Below are 20,201 nucleotides of genomic sequence, written 5' to 3' on the forward strand. Positions count from 1 at the left end.
GGGGGGGGGGGGGGGCCCCCCCCCCCCCCCCCCACTACCGGCGTACGCGGGGTCGGATCCCTTTCCGCATGAAAGGGCTCTGACCCCGGCAACGGATGCAGACAGGACGGGCGCCTTCGGGCGCCCGTTCTGCGTTGCGGCACCCGGCAACCGATCCGCGCACCCTGTCACGGAGCACTAAGAAGCTGCTTGCTAGGCTTTACGCCCGCGTGGGCTGCCAACGGCAGGCCATGCGCCGGGACGCAGACACCAAAGGACAGGACATGCCGCGCAACCGTGAACGACTGAACCGAGCCATGAAGCCCCTGATGACCCTGTGCTGGGTGGCCCTGCTGGCCGCCTGCACCCCACCTGCCGGCGACGCCGGCGCTACGGCTCCGGCTGCGGCCAGCGGACAGGCCAGCCCCGCAGGCAAGGCCGCCGACGCGCCCGCCACGGTTGCCGACACGAGCGCTGGTTGCGCCGATGCAGCGTCGCCGGCACAGACCCTGGTCTGCAAGGACCCGACCCTGACCGGCCTGGATGCGGACATGGGCAAGGCGGTCACTGCCGCACAGGCCACGCTCGATGCAGCAGGGCAGAGCAAGCTGCACGCCGAACAGCAGCGCTGGCAGGAGCACACCCGCGACCTGTGCACCGATGCACAGTGCCTGCGTCAGGTGTACGCCGATCGCCTCAAGGTGCTGTCCGCTACGCGTGACGGCCTGGTCGATCAGGATGCATGCGAAGCCCCTGACGGCCAGCAGCAGTGCGTGGACCTGCTGGTGTTGCGCGATCCCAACAGCCAGCTGGCTAACTTCAACACGCTGCTGGGTGAGAACGGCCAGGAAGGCCGCCTGCTGGGCTGCACGGCCGCCACGAACATGGGCGGCGGTGCCAACGCCCTGCTCGCTGCCAACTGCACCCAGGAGACCTCCGCCGGCAGGCGCACCGTACAGCTGTGCAGCAACCAGATGGTTGGCCAGTTCGCCCTCGAACCGGCGCCGGCTGCTTACGGCACCCAGGCTATCCGCCAGCTGCTCGGCTTCACCCAGCAGCACTGCGCCGGCTGACAATCGCCGGGCACGCCCGGCGCTTTTCTCTCATTGAAGGACGATGACCATGGCAACGGATTCCACCCTTACGCGCGAACAGCTGTCCACGCTGTTCCTCAACACCGAGCTGGGCGGCAACACCCGCCACCTGGACCACTTCTCATACGCACAGAAAGGCGCAAGCACCTATTCGTTCGGGCTGGTGCAGTTCGATGTCGGCGGCAATCCGCAGGCCAGGCGCTTCCTGCGCGACAACGGCTTCACCGATGGTGACATCGCACTGTTGTCCCAGCAGGGCGGATTGAGCACCCAGCAGCTGGCGGCGCTCAACGCCAAGTTGCAGGCCATTCCGCAGGCCAGGATGGACGAGCTCACCAACGCCAAGCTGGACAGCGCCATCGAGCGTGTCGATCAGGCCATCGCCAAGGTACGTGCAACCAATCCGGCCGCGGCCGATGCCATCGCCGCCAACCCGGAGTTGCAGCTGGCCATGGCGGACTATGACAACCAGTTCGGCAGCATGGGCCCGCAGTTCATCAGCTATCTGGCCGGCAATGCGGAAAAGCTGCAGGGCGGCACGGTCCAGGCCGGCAATCCGCCGACGCGCGGCGACGTGCAGAACTTCGTCGATGCCACCAAATACGGCATCCAGTCGCAGGCCGCCGTAGCCAGCCGCGATGAGCGCTTCGACCGGGCCATGGTCCAGATCGGCATCACCCCCACCCATGCTCCCTCGCACGGGTCACCGGGCACGCCTGCGGGCAACGGCGTGCTGGTCAACGGCAGCAAGGGCGATGAGGTGCAGGCCATGCAGCAGAAGCTGTCCGACCTGGGCTATCTGGGCAAGGACGGCAAGCCGCTGGTGGCCGATGGCGATTTCGGTCCCGGCACCCTGGAAGCGGTCAAGCAGTTCCAGCGGGATCACCACCTCACCGTAGACGGCAAGGCTGGCGGCACTACCCTGGCCGCACTGGATGCGGCCACGCAGCAGCGCGCACCGGCTGCCGAACCGACCATGGCCTCCCCGGGCCACGCCGACAACCCGCGTTACCAGCAGGTCGTGGAAAAGCTGGAAGCACTGGAAGAACAGCGGCGCCAGGGCGGCCTGTCGCCGCTGTTCAATGACCGCAGCCAGCTCGAGAACGCCGCAGGCCAGGTGGCTTACGAGTCAAAGTTGGCCGGCATGAGCCAGGTCGATACTGTGCTGGCGCGGCCGGACAACCAGGGCGTGTTCGCGGTGCAGGGCCAGCTCGGCGATCCCGCCATGCATCGCACCTACGTCGACCTGTCGCAGGCGGTGAACCACAATCTGCAGGACAGCACGCGGCAGAGCCAGGCCCTGGACAACGAACTGTCGCAGCGGCAGACCCAGGAACAGATGCAGACGCAGCAGTCGATGTCGCGCTGATGCTGGATGCAGCCGATCGCAGCCGGGACGGGCGCCTTCGGGCGCCCGTTCTGCGTTGACGCGCGAGTCTCGGTCAAGGCAACGCCCCTGCCCCGCGCTAGGATGCGTCCATGACCCCGGCCATCAACCTGCTCAAGCGCGAGAAGATCGCCCACACCGTGCGCAGCTATGTGCACGACGCCCACGCCGAATCGTATGGCGGCGAAGCCGTCGACAAGCTCGGCCTCGACCCGGTCCAGGTCTTCAAGACCCTGCTGGCCAGCACTGAAGCACATGAACTGCTGGTGGCGATCGTGCCGGTGGCCGGCCACCTGGACCTGAAGGCGCTGGCCGAAGCGGCCGGCTGCAAGAAGTGCGAGATGGCCGCCGCCGACGCCGCGCAGCGTGCGACCGGCTACCTGGTCGGCGGCATCAGCCCGCTGGGGCAGAAGAAGCGCCTGCGCACGTTCCTGGATGCCAGCGCGCAGGTGTTGCCCACGCTGCACGTCAGCGCCGGCCGCCGTGGCCTGGAAGTGGAACTGGCGCCGGCCGACCTGCTGCGCCTGACCGCCGGCCACTACGCTGCCATCGGCAAGGCACGCTGATGCGCTGGCCGTGGTCTGCGGCACCGCCGCCCAGGCTGGAAGACGCGCAGGCCGATGTGCTGCTGCAGGACCTGCTGTCGCGCGACGCGACGCGCATCACCGACGCCGCCCGCATCGTCGCACGACTGTTCAGTGCACCGTCGCTGGACGCATTGGCCGCGCATGTGGACCTGATTGAACGCAGCTGCCACGGCATCACCCTCGGCGGCATGCTGATCAGCAACCAGGCGCATCTGGAGGCGGCCCTGAAACGGCTGCGTCACTGGCAGGCGCACGCAGGCTGCCTGTGCGCGCTCAATCCCGGCTACCCGTTCTTCGATCCGCGCCGCCTGATTGAACAAGGGCAGATGCAGCTGCTCGCGTTGCAGGAGGCCGAGGATGGTTGGGGCGATTGCCACAACGTTGCCTGCATGCACTGCGGCCAGCATTGGCAGGCCATCGACCGCGAGTACCACTACCCGTGGTGGGAATGGAAAGCTGCCTGAAGGCCAGGCAGCCAAGCATGGCGTGGCTCTACTGCGGTCCGTACACTCACGCGATGCGTGGACGACCAATATCGCTCACGGCCGCCAGTTCGCGTTGCTCTCCCAGAACTCGACAGAACGCCGGTAGGCCTCGCGGTCCAACGGCACGCCGGAACCGCCCTCTTCCACGCCCAGCGCATTGCGCATCATCGTGATCGGCGCCATCGGCACCTCTTCCGGCTCGGCGGTATAGATGCAGCCGACGATGCCCCAGTCGGCCTCGATCGGCGAGCCTTCCTTCGCCAGCTGCTCGGCGCTGTACAGGATCACCACCAGATAGTTCGCACGCGGCGACTCCACGCCCTCGAACCAGCGCACCAGCACCGGCAGTTCGTCGCGATTGCGTGCCTCGTAACCACTGCGCAGCAGATGGCGGTTGGCCTCGGTGATCGGCACGGTCAGGCAGCGCGTGCTGGTCCAGTTCTCGTAGACGAACAGTTTGCAGAACGGCGCATAGCCGTCCAGTACCTTCATCGGCGCGTGCGCGTTGAGGTGCGCTTCGAACTGTTCGGCAGTGCAGTCCTGGATCGTGTTGCCACGCGGTACGCGCGGGAACAGGCGGGGACGGGCGAAATCGGTGAGAACGATGGACATGGCGCGGCGTGATCAGGGAATCTGCTGCACAGGGTACCTGCCCACGCGGCATGGAGGGCGGGATGCCGATGGTCACTGGCATCGGCACCCGTGTTGGCGCACCCTGCAGGCGACCCCATGCAAGGATTGCCGGTTCATGGATGCACTACCCCGCTCCGCCCGTCGTCGCCGCTGGCCGCGCGTGCTGGCCGTGCTCCTGCTGGTCCCCCCCCTGTTGTTCACCGCCGCCCTGCTCTGGCCGCTGTCTGCACCACCGCTGCCCCACCCCGGCAACAGTCACGTGATCGTCAACGCACGCGTGGTGGACATCGCCCGCGGCCAGGCCAGCGAACCCACCACGGTGACCGTGCGCAACGGCACCATCACCGCCATCGGTGAAGACCCGCCGGAGACCACGTTGCCGGTTCTCGATGCGGGCGGACGCTGGCTGCTGCCCGGTTTCTGGGACATGCACACCCATGCACTGCAGCTGTCACCGCAACTGCAGTTTCCGTTGATGCTGGCCAACGGCATCACCGGTACCCGCGACATGATGGACTGCCCACAGGCCACCGATCCGCTGATCGCCTGCGTGGCCGACAAGCGCCGCTGGACCGCACAGGCCATTGCCGGGCAGCAGGTTGCACCGCGCTTCGTACAGATCGCCAGCTTCTATTTTGAAGACCCGGCGCTGACGCCGGATGCAGCGGGCGAACGTGCACACGCGTACCGCGCACGCGGCGTCGATGCGTTCAAGGTCTACAACCGCCTTCGCGCCGAGACCTACCAGCGGCTGGCCAGCGAAGCGCGGCAGCTGCATCTGCCCCTGGTCGGACACCTGCCCAGGGCGGTCCCGCTGGAAGCCGCATTGCACGCGGGCCAGCGCAGCTTCGAGCACGGCCATCTGTTCGTGCGCCATTGCGTGGACAGTACCGCCGCCTGGCGCGAAGGCTCGCTCGATGACGGGAACCCGACCGCGCTCGCCGAAGCCATGGTGGGTGACTACCAGCCCGCCCTCTGCGCCCAGGCGTTCGACCTGATGCAGGCCAGCGGTGCGGCGTTCGTACCGACCCATGTCACCCGCGAAGAGGATGCACGCGCGCGCGATCCGGCGTTCGTCGACGACCCGCGCCTGGCCTACCTGGATCCGCTCTCGCGCTGGGCATGGCGCGACGATCTGAAGGCCACCGTGGCGCGCTATCCCGGCGCGCGCGGCGAACAGGCGCTGAAGGCCTACTTCACCCATGGCCTGGCGCTCACCGGCGCCGCCCATCGGGCTGGCGTGACCGTACTGGTCGGCACCGATACCGGACTGGGTGGACTGCGTTACCACGACGAACTGCAGTGGCTGCGGCAGGCGGGGCTGAGCCAGGCCGACGTGCTGCGTGCGGCCACGCTGCAGGCCGCGCGTCATCTGCAGCTGCAGGCATCGCATGGCAGCGTCGAGGTCGGCCGGGCCGCCGACCTGGTGTTGCTCGATGGCGATCCGCTGCTGGACACCGGCAACACGCGCCGCATCCACGCCGTGCTGCTGGCCGGGCACTTGTACGACCGCCCGCGCCTGGACGCACTGTGGGCGTACGCCCGTGCACAGGCACGCTCGCCGGCGGTGATGGCGCGCCTGCTGTGGGGCTTCATCACCAGCCCGGTCAGCGCTGAGCTGTAGCAGCCTGTCCCGCGCGAGCGCCCGGCAGCGGCCACGCTTCCACATATTCGCGCACATCCATCTTGATGAAGCGATATACTGACCCGCACCTGCCGCCGCCGACCACGCCATGACTGCCATCAGCTTCGAGTTCTATCCGCCCAAGACCGACGAACAGCGCAGCCAGCTGGATCGTGCCGCGGCCAGGCTGAAGGACTACAGCCCCGAGTACGTGTCCTGTACCTTCGGCGCTGGTGGCTCGACCCTGAGCTATACCTCCGAGACCGTGCGCCATCTCAACCAGCACCATGGCTTCGAGGCGGCGCCGCATCTGTCCTGCGTCGGCGGCACCCGCCAGGAGATCCGCGAACTGCTCAAGCTGTACCGCGCCATCGGTTGCCGTCGCCTGGTCGCGCTGCGCGGCGACCTGCCCTCCGGCATGGGGTTTCCCGGCGACATGCGCTACGCCGCCGAGCTGATCGAGTTCATCCGCGCCGAACATGGCGATGCGTTCCGCATCGAAGTGGGCGCCTACCCTGAGACCCATCCGCAGGCCTCCGATGCACTGGCCGACCTCAAGCACTTCAAGGCCAAGATCGATGCCGGCGCCGACGCGGCGATCACCCAGTATTTCTACAACCCGGATGCGTACTTCCACTTCGTCGATGCCGTGCGCCGGCTCGGCGTGCAGGTACCCATCACGCCAGGCATCATGCCGATCGCCAACTTCAGCCAGCTGCGCCGTTTCTCCGAGCAGTGCGGTGCGGAAATCCCGCGCTGGATCAGCCGCAAGATGCAGGCCTATGGCGATGACGCCGAATCGGTGCGGGCGTTCGGTACCGAAGTGGTGGCCAGGCTGTGCCAGCGCCTGCTCGAGGGCGGCGCGCCGGGCCTGCACTTCTACACCCTGAACCTGGCCAGGCCGACCACGTCGGTGCTGAAGCTGCTGCACGGCTGAAAGCACGCCATGCCACCACGATCGGCGCTACCCTGCGTCGATGAACCGGCTTTCCTTCCTGCTGTTGCTGCTGTCATTGTGCTCGGCGTCGAGCGTGGTCCATGCGCAGTCCCCACGCTTGAACCGCTGCACTGATGCGCGGGGGCAGAGCGTGTACACCGACCGCCCCTGCGACAGTGTCGGCGCCCGATCGCGATTGCCACCGCCCGCGCCCATCGGCAGCACCCTTTCGCGCGACACCCTGGGGGCGCGCTGCCCACGTCGCCTGAGCGAGCTGGTGGACGCACTGCGCGTCGGCATCCTCAGCAACGATGTGAACCGGTTGTCGTCGCTGTACCTGTGGGGCGCAGTCTCCGATGCCGGTGCGCAGCGCATCCTCGGTCAACTGGAATCGCTGGCGCGGCGGCCGCTGGTAGACGTGGTACCGGTGTATCCCTCGCAGGCGCTGCCGCAATCGCAGGATGAGGATCAGGGCCCTGCGGCGCAGGGATCCGACCCGGAGCCGCCGACCGTGCGGCATCCGGTCGGCCTGCGCCTGGAACAGACGCTGCCCGGCAGCGTGTCGCGCGCTTCGACGGTGCTGGGGTTGCGGCGGCAGTATGGGTGTTTCTGGATCACGTTGTAACCGGACGGGTCGGACCCCTTTCCAGCGGAAAGGGCTCCGACCCCGGATTGCCGCGATGGGGTCAGAGGCCTGCTGTGCAGGGATCGGACCCCGCATGCCGGCTCACGCCGGCCACAGCCCACCAATCGCAGCGATACCCTGCCCACCATGGCGACGGGCTTCGGCGATATGGCCGGCGGCCATCCCACCCAACGCGTAGATCGGCAGCGACACCTGCGCGCGCAGCGCGGCGAAGGCTTCCCAGCCCAGCGGCACCGCATCGGGATGGCTGGCCGTGGCCTGCACCGGGCCGAGCACCGCGAAGTCGCAGCCCAGCCGCTGCGCCGCCTGCAGCTGCTCCAGGTCGTGGCAGGACGCGGCGACAAGCTGCCCTTCCGGCAAGGGCCGTTCCTGCAGGTCCTGCAGCTGCTCGCTGCCCAGGTGCACCCCCACGCCCAGTGCACGTGCCAGCGCCACGTCGCGATTGAGCAGCCACTGCACGCCGCGACGATGCGCGCGCACGGCCTGTTCGATCATCGCTTGCCGTTGCGGGTGTTCCGGTGGCAGGCGCAGCTGGATGCGCTGCTGGCCCGCCGCGACCGCGCGCTGCAGGCAGTCATGCCAGTGCTGCACGCCGCTGGCATCGTCAGCCGGCGCCGGCGTGATCAGGTAGCGGTCCGGTTGGCGCAGTGCGGCCACCACCGGCAGGTCGGCCGGCGGCATCGAATAGCGGCCCAGCTTGTCCTGCGCCACCCAGGTGATCGCCTGGCCTTCGCGGCCACGCGGGGTGCCTTTCCAGCTGCGCACATGGCGCACCTCCAGGGTCAGGTGCTTGTCCGGATAGCGCTGCGGCACATCCATCAGCCAGGGCCCGACATCGGCCTCGATGCCCAGCTCTTCGCGCAGTTCACGCGCCAGCGCCTGTTCGGAGGTCTCGCCGGATTCGCGCTTGCCGCCGGGGAACTCCCACAGGCCGGCCATGTCGCGGTTCTCGGTACGGCGGTTGAGCAGCACGCGGCCACGGGCGTCGGTGATGACGGCGGCCACGACGTGGATCGATCGGGTGGGGGAAGGCATGGAGGAAGCATGCCCAGAACAGGCCGGCCGGCGCAATCACGGATCCGGTGCAGCTCCCCCGCAACAAACGAAAAGCCCCGCTTTCGCGGGGCTCTTCGGGATCAGCTCAGCTGGCCGTGGCAGTGCTTGTACTTCTTGCCACTGCCGCACGGGCACGGATCATTGCGGCCGATCTTCGGCTCGTCGCGCTGCAGCGTGGCCACACCCTGCTGGGCGGCCTGCACCTGCGCGGCTTCCTCGTCGGCACTGTAGCCGCCCGCATCCTGGTGCTGGAACTGCGACTGGCTCAGGCGAGCCTGCGCCTGCTGGCGCTCGGCGGCCTCCAGGGCCTGCACTTCCTCGTCGCTGCGGATACGCACGCGGGCCAGCAGGGTCACCACTTCGCGCTTGACGTTCTCCAGCATGTCCGAGAACAGCTCGAAGGCTTCCTTCTTGTATTCCTGCTTGGGCTGCTTCTGCGCGTAACCACGCAGGTAGATGCCCTGGCGCAGGTAATCCATGCGCGCCAGGTGCTCCTTCCAGCTCTGGTCCAGCACGGTCAGCATCACGTGCTTCTCCAGCGCGCGCATGGTCTCTTCGCCCAGGCTGGCTTCCTTCTCGGCGAAGTGCTGGTTGACGCGCTCCTGGACCTTGCTGGCGATGGCCTCGGCATCCAGTTCCTCATGCTGCTTGACCAGGTCGGTCAGCGACATCTGCAGGCCGAAGTCCGACTCCAGGGTCGCTTCCAGGCCTCGCAGGTCCCACTGCTCGTCGATCGAGTTCGGCGGCACGAAGCGCGCAACGATGTCGAAGATCACGTCGTCACGGATGCCGTCGACGTTGTCCTTCACCGATTCGGCGTCCAGCAGCTCATCGCGCTGGGCGTAGATCACCTTGCGCTGATCGTTGTTGACGTCGTCGAAGTCCAGCAGGTTCTTGCGGATGTCGAAGTTGTGGGCTTCGACCTTGCGCTGCGCCTTTTCGATCTGGCGGCTGACCAGGCGGTCCTCGATGACGTCGTCTTCCTTCATGCCCATCATGCGCATGGCCTTCTGCACCCAGTCGGAGGCGAAGATGCGCATCAGGTTGTCTTCCAGCGACAGGTAGAAGCGGGACGAACCCGGGTCACCCTGGCGGCCCGAACGGCCACGCAGCTGGTTGTCGATACGACGCGATTCGTGGCGCTCGGTGCCGACGATGTGCAGGCCGCCGGCCGCCTTTACTGCCTCGTGGCGCTTCTGCCATTCGGCCTTGACCGCCGCCTTCTGCTCGTCGGTCGCGTCCTCGCCCAGGGCGTGGATCTCGGCTTCCAGCGAACCGCCCAGCACGATGTCGGTACCACGGCCGGCCATGTTGGTGGCGATGGTCACCGCGCCCGGACGGCCGGCGTTGGCGACGATGGTGGCTTCGCGGTCATGCTGCTTGGCGTTGAGCACTTCGTGCTTCACGCCGGCCTTGCTCAGGTGCTCGGACAGCATTTCCGAGGTTTCGATCGAGGTGGTACCCACCAGCACCGGCTGGCCGCGCTTGGCGCACTCTTCGATGTCGGCCAGCACCGCATTGAACTTGCCCTTGCGGTTGAGGAACACCTGGTCCGGACTGTCCTTGCGGATGGTCGGGCGGTTGGTCGGGATCACCACCACTTCCAGGCCATAGATGCTCTGGAACTCGAACGCTTCGGTATCGGCCGTACCGGTCATGCCGGACAGCTTCTTGTACATGCGGAACAGGTTCTGGAAGGTGATGCTCGCCAGCGTCTGGTTCTCGCGCTGCACCGGCACGCCTTCCTTCGCTTCCACCGCCTGGTGCAGGCCATCGGACCAGCGGCGGCCGGCCAGGGTACGGCCGGTGAACTCGTCGACGATGACCACTTCGCCATCGCGCACGATGTAGTCCACGTCGCGCTGGTAGATCGCGTGCGCGCGCAGGGCGGCGTTGAGGTGGTGCACCACGGTCAGGTTCTGCGCCGCGTACAGGCCTTCGGTTTCGCCATCGAGGATGCCGGCCTCGACCAGCAGCTGCTCGGCGTGCTCCATGCCCGCTTCGGACAGGTGCACCTGCTTGCCCTTCTCGTCGACCCAGAAATCGCCTTCGCCGTCTTCCGCTTCCTGCTTGACCAGGTGCGGCACGACACGGTTGACGCGGATGTACAGCTCCGGGGAATCATCGGCCGGACCGGAGATGATCAGCGGGGTGCGCGCTTCGTCGATCAGGATGGAGTCGACTTCGTCGACGATGGCGTAGTGCAGGCCGCGCTGGTAGCGGTCGGCCTTGGACAGCGCCATGTTGTCGCGCAGGTAGTCGAAGCCGAATTCGTTGTTGGTGCCGTAGGTGATGTCCGCGGCGTAGGCTTCGCGCTTGTCGCTGTGCGGCATGCCCGGGTACACCACGCCCACGCTCAGGCCCAGCCAGTTGTACAGCTTGCCCATCTGCGCGGCGTCGCGGCGGGCCAGGTAGTCGTTCACGGTGACCACGTGCACGCCCTTGCCTTCCAGCGCGTTGAGGTACACCGGCAGGGTCGCCACCAGGGTCTTGCCTTCACCGGTGCGCATTTCTGCGATCTTGCCCAGGTGAAGCACCATGCCGCCGATCAGCTGCACGTCGTAGTGGCGCATGCCCAGCACGCGGCGACCGGCTTCGCGGCAGACCGCGAACGCTTCCGGCAGCACCTTGTCCAGGGCTTCACCGCCAGCGATGCGCTGCTTGAACTCCGGCGTCTTGGCCTGAAGCTGCTCGTCGGACAGCTTCTCGATCTCCGGCTCCAGCGCATTGATCTTGGCGACGATGCGGTTGAGCTGGCGCAGCTGTCGTTCGTTACGACTGCCAAATACGCGGGTAAGCAGGCTGTTGATCATTGAAGGAACCGGGTTGGATGGACACGACGCCCGGCCTCCCCCTGGGGATCCGTCCGCCGCAAACGAAACAGGGCGCCTGGCGCCCTGTCGATGGCAACACCCATTGTAGCTTGGGACGGGCGCGAGGGGTTTCAACCCCGAGGGGTAGTGCCGGCCGCTGGCCAGGTACGCGTCAGCGCATACGCGCTGGCGCTCCCACGCTTCGCTGCGCGAACCGCGGGCCCCGCTCACCTCGCCTCCACACCCCCGCGCCTACGGCGCTGCCCCCGTACTCCGGGGGCGGTAGTGCCGACGGCAGCCGGCACCCCAATGTGGCGTCAGCCGCGGCAACACGCCGGTCTGTGGCGTCAGCCGCGGCTGACGCGGCCGACCGGCGTGTTGCCGCCGTTGCCGAGGAACTTGCGCGGGTTGACCACGTTGCCGTTCTCCCACACCTCGAAGTGCACGTGGGCACCGGTCGAACGGCCGGTGGAACCGGCCTTGGCCACTTCCTGGCCGGCACGGACCAGGTCGCCGGCCTTCACCACCAGGCGCGAATTGTGCGCGTAGCGGGTGACATAGCCATTGCCATGGTCGACATCGACGACATTGCCGTAGCCGCCCTTCACGCCGGCGAAGCTGACCACGCCCTCGGCCACGGCCATCACCGGGTCACCGACCTTTGCGTGGAAGTCCATACCCTTGTGGGTGGCGGCGCCACGGCCGAACGGGTCGGCACGGGTGCCGAAGCCGGAGGTCACGTAGCTGTTGCGGATCGGCATGCGCGAGGGCACGGCGTTCTGCTGCAGCTGGTGGTCGAACATCAGCGATTCCATCACCGACAACTGGCGGCCTGAAGCAGCGAAGCGCTGCTCCAGCACCTGTAAGTCGGCATTGACGTCCTTGACCGGGATGTCGCTGGTCGGGCCGCCTGCGTCACCGTCACCGAGGCCGGGGGTCTCGTTGAAGTCGAACTCGCCGTCCTCCAGCTTGCCCATCTGGGTCAGCCGTTCGCCGAGGGCGTTGAGGCGGGTCGCCTGGGCCTGCAGCTCGCCGAGGCGGGCCGCCAGCGCATTGACCTGGGTCTGCGCATCGCGCTTGACCTTGGCCAGTTCCGCATCCTGGCGCTCGACCTTGGCCTGCAGCCGGGAATCATTCAGCGCGCTGGCGCCAATGCCGCCAGCAAGGCCGATAATGCAGCCTACCCCGAGCACGCTGCCCAGCAGGGCACGGGGGCGGTCCTCGAAATAGAACCGCAAACGCGCGATCGGCGACGACTTGGCCTGTCCTTCACGCGTTTTGATTACGATCTTCTTGAATGCCATCAGTGAGTTTTCATGTCTGAGCCGAAATCCAGCGTTCGCCCCGCGTCGGCACCGAAACCGGCGCTGGATGCGGTAATGGCGGACAAAAGCGGGAACCCGCTGCGGCGTGCCTTGTGGCTCGACGCGCTGGACCGTCAGTTGCGCCCCCAGTTGCCGCCACCTCTGCGCAGCCGTTGCCGGCTGGCCAATGTGGACGGGGAACACCTCGTTTTTCTCGTCGAGTCCCCGGTCTGGCATGCCAAGTTGCGGCTTGCCGAAGCCCAGCTGCTCGACGCGGCCCGTTCCATCGGGCTGAAGGCCACCAGGGTGACCATCAAGACTGCGTCTCCCACTCCCACGCGCTCCCCAGCGCTCGACAACCGGAATGGACCCCACGCAGTTTCAGCCGCCACGCACAAAGGGCTACGCGACGCCTTGGCTTGCCTGCAGGACGTTCCCTCGAAGCCGAAGAAACGGTCCTGATGGCAACGGAGCATCCGGCTCCGCTCCCCGTCGCGCGTGTCACCACGGCGTGAAACATTTCGGGGGCCGGGTCGCATCCTAGCGGCCATCCGGGGGCCTGTCGTTAGATTGTTGTTAAAACTGCGTTAAATTCAGGCTTCTGATTCAACAGGTTCACAAAACCGTGACCTTGAACCAGCCTTGACGTCTTTCAAGCACGCTGAATGCGTCGCCGACGCCGGAAACAAGAACGCCGCCCAGGAAGGCGGCGTTTTTATCTTTAAATTCAACAACCTATGGAATCAGGCGTACGCCGGGGTGGCGTATTCCACCGGATCCGGGGTGGCCGGCGAGTCGAAGCTGACCCATTCCCAGGCGCTGGCGTCGGCCATCAGGGCCCGCACCAGCTTGTTGTTGAGCGCGTGGCCGGACTTGAAGCCTTCGTACGCACCCAGCACCTGGCCACCGGCCAGATAGAGGTCGCCGATGGCGTCCAGGATCTTGTGGCGCACGAATTCGTCGGCGTAGCGCAAGCCGTCTTCGTTGAGCACGCGGAACTCGTCCAGCACGATGGCGTTGTCCATCGAACCGCCCAGGCCCAGGTTGCGCTCGCGCATGTACTCCAGGTCGCGCATGAAACCAAAGGTGCGCGCGCGGGAGATTTCCTTGGTGTAGGCCAGCGTCGAGAACTCGATTTCCTGGCGCGACTGCTTGGCCGGAATCATCGGGTGGTCGAACTGGATGGTGAAGCCCAGCTTGTAACCCTCGTACGGGGTGAAGCGGGCCACCTTGTCGCCCTCGGTCACTTCCACGGTCTTCAGCACGCGGATGAAGCGCTTGGGCGCATCCTGTTCCACGATGCCTGCCGACTGCAGCAGGAACACGAACGGGCCGGCCGAACCGTCCATGATCGGCAGCTCGGCCGAGGACAGCTCGACGATGATGTTGTCCACACCCAGGCCGGCCAGCGCCGACATCAGGTGTTCGACGGTCTGGATCTTGGCGTCGTTGCAGGTCAGGCCGGTGCACAGGGTCACTTCGGTGACCAGTTCGGCCTTGGCCGGCACTTCCACCACCGGGTCCAGGTCCACGCGGCGGAACACGATGCCATGGTTGACCGGTGCCGGGCGCAGGGTCATGTAGACCTTGTCACCACTATGCAGGCCAACGCCGGTGGCGCGGATCGTGTTCTTGAGGGTGCGTTGCTGGATCATGGGGATGGACCGGAAGTGACGCATTAGATTAACACGCGCACTCCCCTACCCTGGCTGAAACGCCAGTGACAGCCACCGGCAGGACACACCGGCACGCCGCTGGGAAAGCGCGTGAAGCAGGGCGGCCGGGCCCATCCTGGCCCGGCGCCCGCGTTTTCAGGACATGGTGGCGCAACCCGGGGAGGACAACCCCGGGCCGGCCCGCTTAGTCCGCCTGGCGGCGCAGGAACGCCGGGATGTCCAGGTAATCGTTCGGCAGTTCTGCCGCGGCCGGGGCCGAAGAGGACGGCGCCGACGGGGCCGAAGCCGCTGCGGTATCGCTGCTGGCGCGACGCAGGCCCAGGCCCATGCCGCCGACGGCCTTGGACACGGCGTCGCCGCCGTTGTCGAACTCGCCGAACTCCGGCTGGCCGGTGGTGGCGTTGCGGACCAGCTTGATCGGTGCACGCTCGCCCGGACGCTGGGTCTTGCTGGCCGAGACGCGGTTCAGGCCAGTGGCCACCACGGTCACGCGCACTTCGTCCTGCATGTCCGGGTCCAGCACGGTACCGACCACGACGGTGGCGTCTTCCGAAGCGAAGCCGTCGATGGTACGGCCGATCTCGTCGAACTCGGCCATGGTGAAGTCCGCGCCGGCGGTGATGTTGACCAGGATGCCGTTGGCACCGGCCAGGTTCACATCGTCCAGCAGCGGGTTCTGGATCGCCGATTCGGCAGCGGCCTGGGCGCGGTCATCGCCCCGTGCGGTGCCGGTACCCATCATCGCCAGGCCCATTTCGGACATGACGGTGCGCACGTCGGCGAAGTCGACGTTGATCAGGCCCGGACGCACGATCAGGTCGGCGATGCCCTGCACGGCGCCCTGCAGCACGTCGTTGGCGGCGCGGAAGGCCTGGATCATGGTCGCGTTGCGACCCAGCACGGTGATCAGCTTCTCGTTCGGGATCGTGATCAGCGAGTCGCAGTGCTGGCTCAGTTCCTCGATGCCCTTCAGCGCCACCTGCATGCGGCGACGGCCTTCGAACGGGAACGGCTTGGTGACCACGGCCACGGTCAGGATGCCCATTTCCTTGGCCAGCTGCGCCACCACCGGCGCAGCGCCGGTGCCGGTGCCGCCGCCCATGCCGGCGGTGATGAACACCATGTCCGCGCCCTGCAGCGCGTCCATGATGCGCTCGCGGTCTTCCAGCGCGGCCTGGCGGCCGACTTCCGGGTTCGCGCCTGCGCCCAGGCCCTTGGTCACGTTGGTACCCAGCTGCAGCTGCAGCTTGGCACCACAATTCTTGATGGCCTGCGAGTCGGTGTTGGCGGTGATGAACTCCACGCCGTCCACCGCCGAGTTGACCATGTGCGCCACGGCATTGCCGCCGCCGCCGCCCACGCCAACCACCTTGATCACCGCATTGGGTGCCATCTTTTCGATCAGTTCAAAATGCGCCATGTCCGTGTCCTCGTTGTATCCGCTTGTCGGTGGCATGGACGGTCGGGCCTCCTGCCTTCGCGTGTCATGTTGCCGTTGCGGCTGTGTGGGTTGTGTAGTGCGTTGTTGCGTTGTGATGCGGGTACTGCGGGTGTTGCGCCGGGCCGGGCCCGGAGTTACGGGTTCCGCGTCAGAACTCGCCGCGGAACCAGGTCTTGAGCTTCTTGAACATGCTTCCAGCGCGCCCGGTCGGCAGCGACGGCCGCCGCGGGTGCTCGATCTGGCTGCCCATCAGCAGCAGGCCCACGCCGGTGGCGTGCACCGGGTTGCCGACCACTTCGCCCAGGCCGGTGACGTGCTGCGGGATGCCCACGCGCACCGGCATCTGCAGCATTTCCTCGGCCAGTTCGACCACGCCCTCCATCTTCGAAGCGCCACCGGTCAGCACCATGCCGGCGCGCACCAGTTCCTCGAAGCCGGAGCGGCGCAGTTCGGCCTGCACCATCTCGAAGATCTCCTCGTAGCGACCCTGCACGGCCTGCGCCAGCGAATGGCGCGGCATGCGGCGCGGCGGGCGGTCGCCGACCGACGGCACCTGGATGCTCTCCTCGGCCGTGGCCAGCTGGGCCAGGGCGCAGGCATAGCGCACCTTGATCTGCTCGGCTTCCGGGGTCGGCGTGCGCAGCATGTGCGCGATATCGTTGGTCACGTGGTCGCCGGCGATCGGCAGCGAGGCGGTGTGGCAAATTGCGCCCTGGACGAACACCGCGATGTCGGTGGTACCGGCGCCCATGTCGACCAGCACCACGCCCAGCTCGCGCTCGTCGGCGGTCAGCACCGCCACGCTGGAGGCCAGCGAGGACAGCACCAGGTCGTCCACCTGCAGGCCGCAGCGCTGCACGCACTTGCTGATGTTGGCCGCCGCCGACTGCGCGCACACCACCAGGTGCGCATGCACTTCCAGGCGCACGCCGGTCATGCCGACCGGGTTGCGGATGCCTTCCTGCGAATCGTCCAGCACGTACTCGCGCGGAATCGCGTGCAGGATCTTCTGATCGGCCGGGATCGCCACCGCCTTGGCTGCGTCGAGCACGCGATCCAGGTCGCCCCAGGTCACTTCGCCGTCGCGGATCGGCACGATGCCCGGCGAGTTCTTGCACTGCACGTGGTTGCCGGAGATCGAGGCGTACACCGAACGGATCTCGCAGCCGGCCATCAGCTCGGCTTCTTCCACCGCACGCTGGATCGACTGCACGGTCGATTCGATGTCCACCACCACGCCACGTTTCAACCCGCGCGATTCGTGCGAGCCGATGCCGATCACTTCGATCGGGTTGCCCGGCGAATACTCGCCCACCAGCGCCACCACCTTGGAGGTGCCGATGTCCAGGCCAACGATCAGCGATTTGTCACCCTTGCGATTCATGTCCTTTCCTGCGTGCTTCTGGCCGGGGTCGCCGGCGTTTTCGCCGGCGTGGCCGGGGTACCCCAGCTCAGCGTGAAACCATTGGTGTAACGGAGATCTGCGCGCTCGATCGGCGCGTCCTGGCGGTTGAGCTGCGGCAGCACCTTGACGAAGCGCTGCATGCGAGAGCGCGCGTCGTCACGGCCGACCACCACTTCGGTGCCGTTGCTCAGCACCAGCGACCAGCTGCCGCGCGCATCCATCGTCACCCGGCGCACGTCGACGCCGGCCGGTGCGAACAAGGCACGCGAGTCGCTGTACAGCTTCATCACTTCCTGGGTCTGGCTGTCCGGGCCATCCAGCTCCGGCAGTTCCAGGTCTGACAGTTTCTTCGGCGTGGGGAACAGCTTGCCCTGCTCGGAGACCAGGCGGTCGTTGCCCCAGCGTGCGAACGGCTTGTGCTCGACCAGGGTCACTTCCAGCACATCCGGCCACTGTTTGCGTACCTGCGCGCTTTCCACCCACGGCAGCTTTTCCAGCGCGTCCTGCGCATCCTGCAGCTTGACCGCAAAGAAGCCGGCGCGCGCGTATGGCAGCAGCACCTGCTGCAGCTGTTCGGCAGGCACCCGCTTGAACTCACCATGCACGCGCAGCTTCGCCAGCGGCCAGCGCTCGGCGCCGACCCAGCCATTGACCACGGCCACCACCGGCAGTGCAACCACCGACAGCGCCAACAGCCAGACGAAGATGCGCAGCAGCGCGTTCATGCGTGCGCGGCCTCCAGGGTCTGTTCCAGCACGCGCCACACCAGTTCCTCGAAACCGATGCCGGCCTGGCGGGCCGCCTTGGGCACCAGCGAATGGCTGGTCATGCCCGGCGCGGTGTTCACTTCCAGCAGGAAGAAACGGCCGCTGGCCCGGTCACGCATCACGTCCACGCGGCCCCAGCCACGGCAGCCAGCGGCGCGGAATGCGGCCAGCGCGATGCGGCGGATCTCGTCTTCGTCGCCACCGTCCAGGCCCGGGCACAGGTACTGGGTGTCCTCGGCGATGTACTTGGCGTTGTAGTCATACCACTGGCCCTTGGGCACGATGCGGATCGACGGCAGGGCAACGTCGCCAAGGATGGCCACGGTCAGCTCATCGCCCACCACCATCTGTTCCATCAGCAACTGGCCGTCGTAGCGCGCGGCCAGGGCCACGGCCTCGTCCAGGCCGACCTCGTCGGTGACCCGGCTGATGCCCACGCTGGAGCCTTCGTTGGCCGGCTTCACCACCACCGGCAGGCCCAGCTCGGCGGCCAGCGCATGCACGTTCGACGCGTCGACCTTGCGGTACTGCGGGGTCGGCAGGCCCAGCGACAGCCACACCTGCTTGGTGCGGATCTTGTCCATGCTCAGCGCCGAACCCAGCACGTCCGAGCCGGTGTACGGCACGCCGAAGGCGTCCATCAGGCCCTGCACGATGCCGTCCTCACCGCCACCGTTGTGGCCATGCAGGATGTTGAACACGCGGTCGATGCCACCGGCGGCGAGCGCGCTGGCCAGCGCCGGAATGCCATCGACGGCGAACGCATCGACGCCGCGCGACTGCAGGGCTTCGAGCACGTTGCGGCCCGAGTCCAGCGACACCTCGCGTTCGCTGGAACTGCCGCCGAGCAGCACGGCGACGCGGCCGAACACGGCCGGGTCGGTCACGCGCAGCGGCGGGAAAGTCAGCGCGCTCACGCCTGGCCCTCCGCCTGGAAGCCTTCCACCGCGATATGGGTGGCCACGGCACCGATGTCGCCGGCACCCATCATCAGCAGCAGGTCACCGTCCTGCAGCACGTCCGGCAGCACGCTGGCCAGCTCGGCGGCCTTGCCCACCACCACCGGCTCGCTGCGGCCGCGCGCGCGGATGGCGCGGGCCAGCGCATGCGAGTCGGCACCGGCAATGGGTTCCTCACCGGCCGGATAGACCTCGCTCAGCACCAGCGCGTCGACGCTGGACAGCACCGCGGCGAACTTGTCGAACTGGTCACGGGTGCGGCTGTAGCGGTGCGGCTGGAAGGCCACCACCAGGCGCTTGTCAGCCCAGCCGCCGCGGGCGGCGGCGAATACCGCCTCCAGCTCGCTCGGGTGATGGCCGTAGTCGTCGATGATGCGCACCTTGGCACCGCTGGCGGTGGTCACTTCGCCGAGATCATTGAAGCGGCGACCGACACCTGCGAAGCCTTCCAGCGCGCGCGCGATGGCGTCCGGTGCCACGCCGAGCTGCCAGCCCACCGCGGCGGCGGCCAGCGCGTTGAGTACGTTGTGCCTGCCCGGCAGCGCCAGCACCACTTCCTGGCTGGTGCCCTGCGGCAGGCGCAGGGTGAAGCGCATGCGCGATCCTTCCTGCACCACGTTCTCGGCGCGCACGTCGGCCTGCGGGCTCATGCCGTAGCTCATCACGTGGCGCGGGGTCCTGGCGGCCAGCGCGGCCACTTCCGGATCGTCGATGCACAGCACCGCCAGGCCGTAGAACGGCAGGCGCTGCAGGAATTCGGCGAACGCCGCCTGCACGCGGGCAAAGTCGTTGCCGTAGTTTTCCAGGTGGTCGGCGTCAATGTTCGTGATGATCGACATCAGCGGGTTCAGGCGCAGGAAGCTGCCATCGCTTTCGTCGGCCTCGGCCACCAGCCACTGCCCACCGCCCAGCTTGGCGTTGGCACCGGCAGCCAGCAGCTGGCCACCGATCACGAACGTCGGGTCCAGGCCACCTTCGCTCAGCACCGCCGCAGTCAGGCTGGTGGTGGTGGTCTTGCCATGGGTACCGGCCACGGCGATGCCGCGGCGGAAGCGCATCAGCTCGGCCAGCATCGCCGCGCGCGGCATGATCGGAATGCGCTGGCTGCGCGCTTCCATCAGTTCCGGGTTGTCTTCGCGGATGGCACTGGAGACCACCACGCAGTCGGTGCCCAGCACGTTGGCTGCCGAGTGGCCGCGCATGATGCGCGCTCCCAGGCTGGCCAAGCGGCGGGTTGCCACGTTGTCGGCGTTGTCCGAGCCGGACACTTCGTAGCCCAGCGTCAGCATCACTTCGGCGATACCGCTCATGCCGGTGCCGCCGATGCCGACGAAATGCACGCGCGGGAACGCGCGCACCAGGTCGTTGGTGTCGTGCAGGCGACGGATCATGCGCGGCCTCGCGCAGG

At 67.3% G+C, this 20,201-nt stretch carries 17 protein-coding genes and 1 pseudogene; 8 read left to right on the top strand and 10 right to left on the bottom strand.

Annotated features, from left to right (window positions below; genetic code table 11):
- Positions 1-296: 296 nt before the first annotated feature.
- From ACM0PY_RS15275 to ACM0PY_RS15290, 4 genes are all read left to right on the top strand, one after another.
- Positions 297-1,052 carry a lysozyme inhibitor LprI family protein gene (locus ACM0PY_RS15275; protein WP_235646836.1) on the top strand — a complete coding sequence of 252 codons (756 nt, stop codon included), beginning with the start codon at positions 297-299 and terminating at the stop codon, positions 1,050-1,052.
- A 49-nt stretch (positions 1,053-1,101) separates the two neighbouring features.
- On the top strand, positions 1,102-2,442 hold the full coding sequence (locus ACM0PY_RS15280) for a peptidoglycan-binding protein (protein ID WP_414609341.1): 1,341 nt from the start codon (positions 1,102-1,104) through the stop codon (positions 2,440-2,442).
- A gap of 110 nt (positions 2,443-2,552) precedes the next feature.
- Positions 2,553-3,026 (top strand): Cys-tRNA(Pro) deacylase, encoded by a 474-nt coding sequence (gene ybaK, locus ACM0PY_RS15285; protein WP_180885307.1) that lies wholly within the window; start codon positions 2,553-2,555, stop codon positions 3,024-3,026.
- Positions 3,026-3,511 carry a hypothetical protein gene (locus ACM0PY_RS15290; protein ID WP_005415307.1) on the top strand — a complete coding sequence of 162 codons (486 nt, stop codon included), beginning with the start codon at positions 3,026-3,028 and terminating at the stop codon, positions 3,509-3,511. The genes ybaK and ACM0PY_RS15290 overlap by 1 nt, the downstream gene beginning before the upstream one ends.
- Before the next feature lie 75 nt (positions 3,512-3,586).
- On the opposite strand, the gene ACM0PY_RS15295 is transcribed toward ACM0PY_RS15290, so the two are convergent.
- Complete coding sequence (locus ACM0PY_RS15295; RefSeq protein WP_053498826.1) at positions 3,587-4,144, bottom strand: DUF3228 family protein; 558 nt, start codon at positions 4,142-4,144, stop codon at positions 3,587-3,589.
- 136 nt (positions 4,145-4,280) lie between these two features.
- On the opposite strand from ACM0PY_RS15295, the gene ACM0PY_RS15300 reads away from it, so the two are divergent.
- The 3 genes from ACM0PY_RS15300 to ACM0PY_RS15310 all read left to right on the top strand — a co-directional run bounded on the left by ACM0PY_RS15300 (position 4,281) and on the right by ACM0PY_RS15310 (position 7,351).
- Positions 4,281-5,789: an amidohydrolase family protein gene (locus ACM0PY_RS15300; protein ID WP_180885308.1), complete on the top strand. Its 1,509-nt coding sequence runs from the start codon at positions 4,281-4,283 to the stop codon at positions 5,787-5,789.
- Between the two features lie 109 nt (positions 5,790-5,898).
- A complete protein-coding gene (metF, locus tag ACM0PY_RS15305) occupies positions 5,899-6,726 on the top strand; it encodes a methylenetetrahydrofolate reductase [NAD(P)H] (RefSeq protein WP_180885310.1) in 828 nt (275 codons plus the stop codon).
- Between the two features lie 40 nt (positions 6,727-6,766).
- On the top strand, positions 6,767-7,351 hold the full coding sequence (locus ACM0PY_RS15310; protein ID WP_180885311.1) for a DUF4124 domain-containing protein: 585 nt from the start codon (positions 6,767-6,769) through the stop codon (positions 7,349-7,351).
- Positions 7,352-7,453: 102 nt separating this feature from the next.
- Here the strand turns inward: ACM0PY_RS15310 and ACM0PY_RS15315 are convergent, their stop codons facing one another.
- From ACM0PY_RS15315 to ACM0PY_RS15325, 3 genes are all read right to left on the bottom strand, one after another.
- Positions 7,454-8,407, bottom strand: coding sequence for a Nudix family hydrolase (locus ACM0PY_RS15315; protein ID WP_134971294.1), 954 nt, complete (start codon positions 8,405-8,407; stop codon positions 7,454-7,456).
- 101 nt (positions 8,408-8,508) lie between these two features.
- Entirely contained in the window at positions 8,509-11,241 is a 2,733-nt protein-coding gene (gene secA, locus ACM0PY_RS15320) for a preprotein translocase subunit SecA (protein WP_072167854.1), read from the bottom strand.
- A gap of 347 nt (positions 11,242-11,588) precedes the next feature.
- The gene (locus ACM0PY_RS15325; RefSeq protein ID WP_235646838.1) at positions 11,589-12,545 is read right to left on the bottom strand and encodes a M23 family metallopeptidase; all 957 of its coding nucleotides are present in this window, start codon (positions 12,543-12,545) and stop codon (positions 11,589-11,591) included.
- A 12-nt stretch (positions 12,546-12,557) separates the two neighbouring features.
- On the opposite strand from ACM0PY_RS15325, the gene ACM0PY_RS15330 reads away from it, so the two are divergent.
- Entirely contained in the window at positions 12,558-13,007 is a 450-nt protein-coding gene (locus ACM0PY_RS15330; RefSeq protein ID WP_049413132.1) for a DciA family protein, read from the top strand.
- Between the two features lie 281 nt (positions 13,008-13,288).
- Here the strand turns inward: ACM0PY_RS15330 and lpxC are convergent, their stop codons facing one another.
- The 6 genes and pseudogenes from lpxC to murC all read right to left on the bottom strand — a co-directional run bounded on the left by lpxC (position 13,289) and on the right by murC (position 20,184).
- Entirely contained in the window at positions 13,289-14,200 is a 912-nt protein-coding gene (lpxC, locus tag ACM0PY_RS15335; protein ID WP_008267619.1) for a UDP-3-O-acyl-N-acetylglucosamine deacetylase, read from the bottom strand.
- Between the two features lie 205 nt (positions 14,201-14,405).
- Complete coding sequence (gene ftsZ, locus ACM0PY_RS15340) at positions 14,406-15,641, bottom strand: cell division protein FtsZ (RefSeq protein ID WP_088497852.1); 1,236 nt, start codon at positions 15,639-15,641, stop codon at positions 14,406-14,408.
- Positions 15,642-15,810: 169 nt separating this feature from the next.
- Positions 15,811-17,046 carry a cell division protein FtsA gene (gene ftsA, locus ACM0PY_RS15345; RefSeq protein ID WP_005408083.1) on the bottom strand — a complete coding sequence of 412 codons (1,236 nt, stop codon included), beginning with the start codon at positions 17,044-17,046 and terminating at the stop codon, positions 15,811-15,813.
- A 68-nt stretch (positions 17,047-17,114) separates the two neighbouring features.
- Positions 17,115-17,792, bottom strand: a pseudogene (locus ACM0PY_RS15350) (cell division protein FtsQ/DivIB); the annotation flags it as partial.
- The gene (locus ACM0PY_RS15355; RefSeq protein ID WP_134971288.1) at positions 17,789-18,751 is read right to left on the bottom strand and encodes a D-alanine--D-alanine ligase; all 963 of its coding nucleotides are present in this window, start codon (positions 18,749-18,751) and stop codon (positions 17,789-17,791) included. The gene ACM0PY_RS15355 and the pseudogene ACM0PY_RS15350, both read right to left, overlap by 4 nt.
- Positions 18,748-20,184: a UDP-N-acetylmuramate--L-alanine ligase gene (gene murC, locus ACM0PY_RS15360; protein ID WP_061478391.1), complete on the bottom strand. Its 1,437-nt coding sequence runs from the start codon at positions 20,182-20,184 to the stop codon at positions 18,748-18,750. Before murC ends, ACM0PY_RS15355 begins: the two co-directional genes overlap by 4 nt.
- Between the last annotated feature and the right edge of the window lie 17 nt (positions 20,185-20,201).

This window comes from Stenotrophomonas sp. BR163 (assembly GCF_047520985.2).
GTDB classification, from domain to species: Bacteria; Pseudomonadota; Gammaproteobacteria; order Xanthomonadales; family Xanthomonadaceae; genus Stenotrophomonas; species Stenotrophomonas sepilia.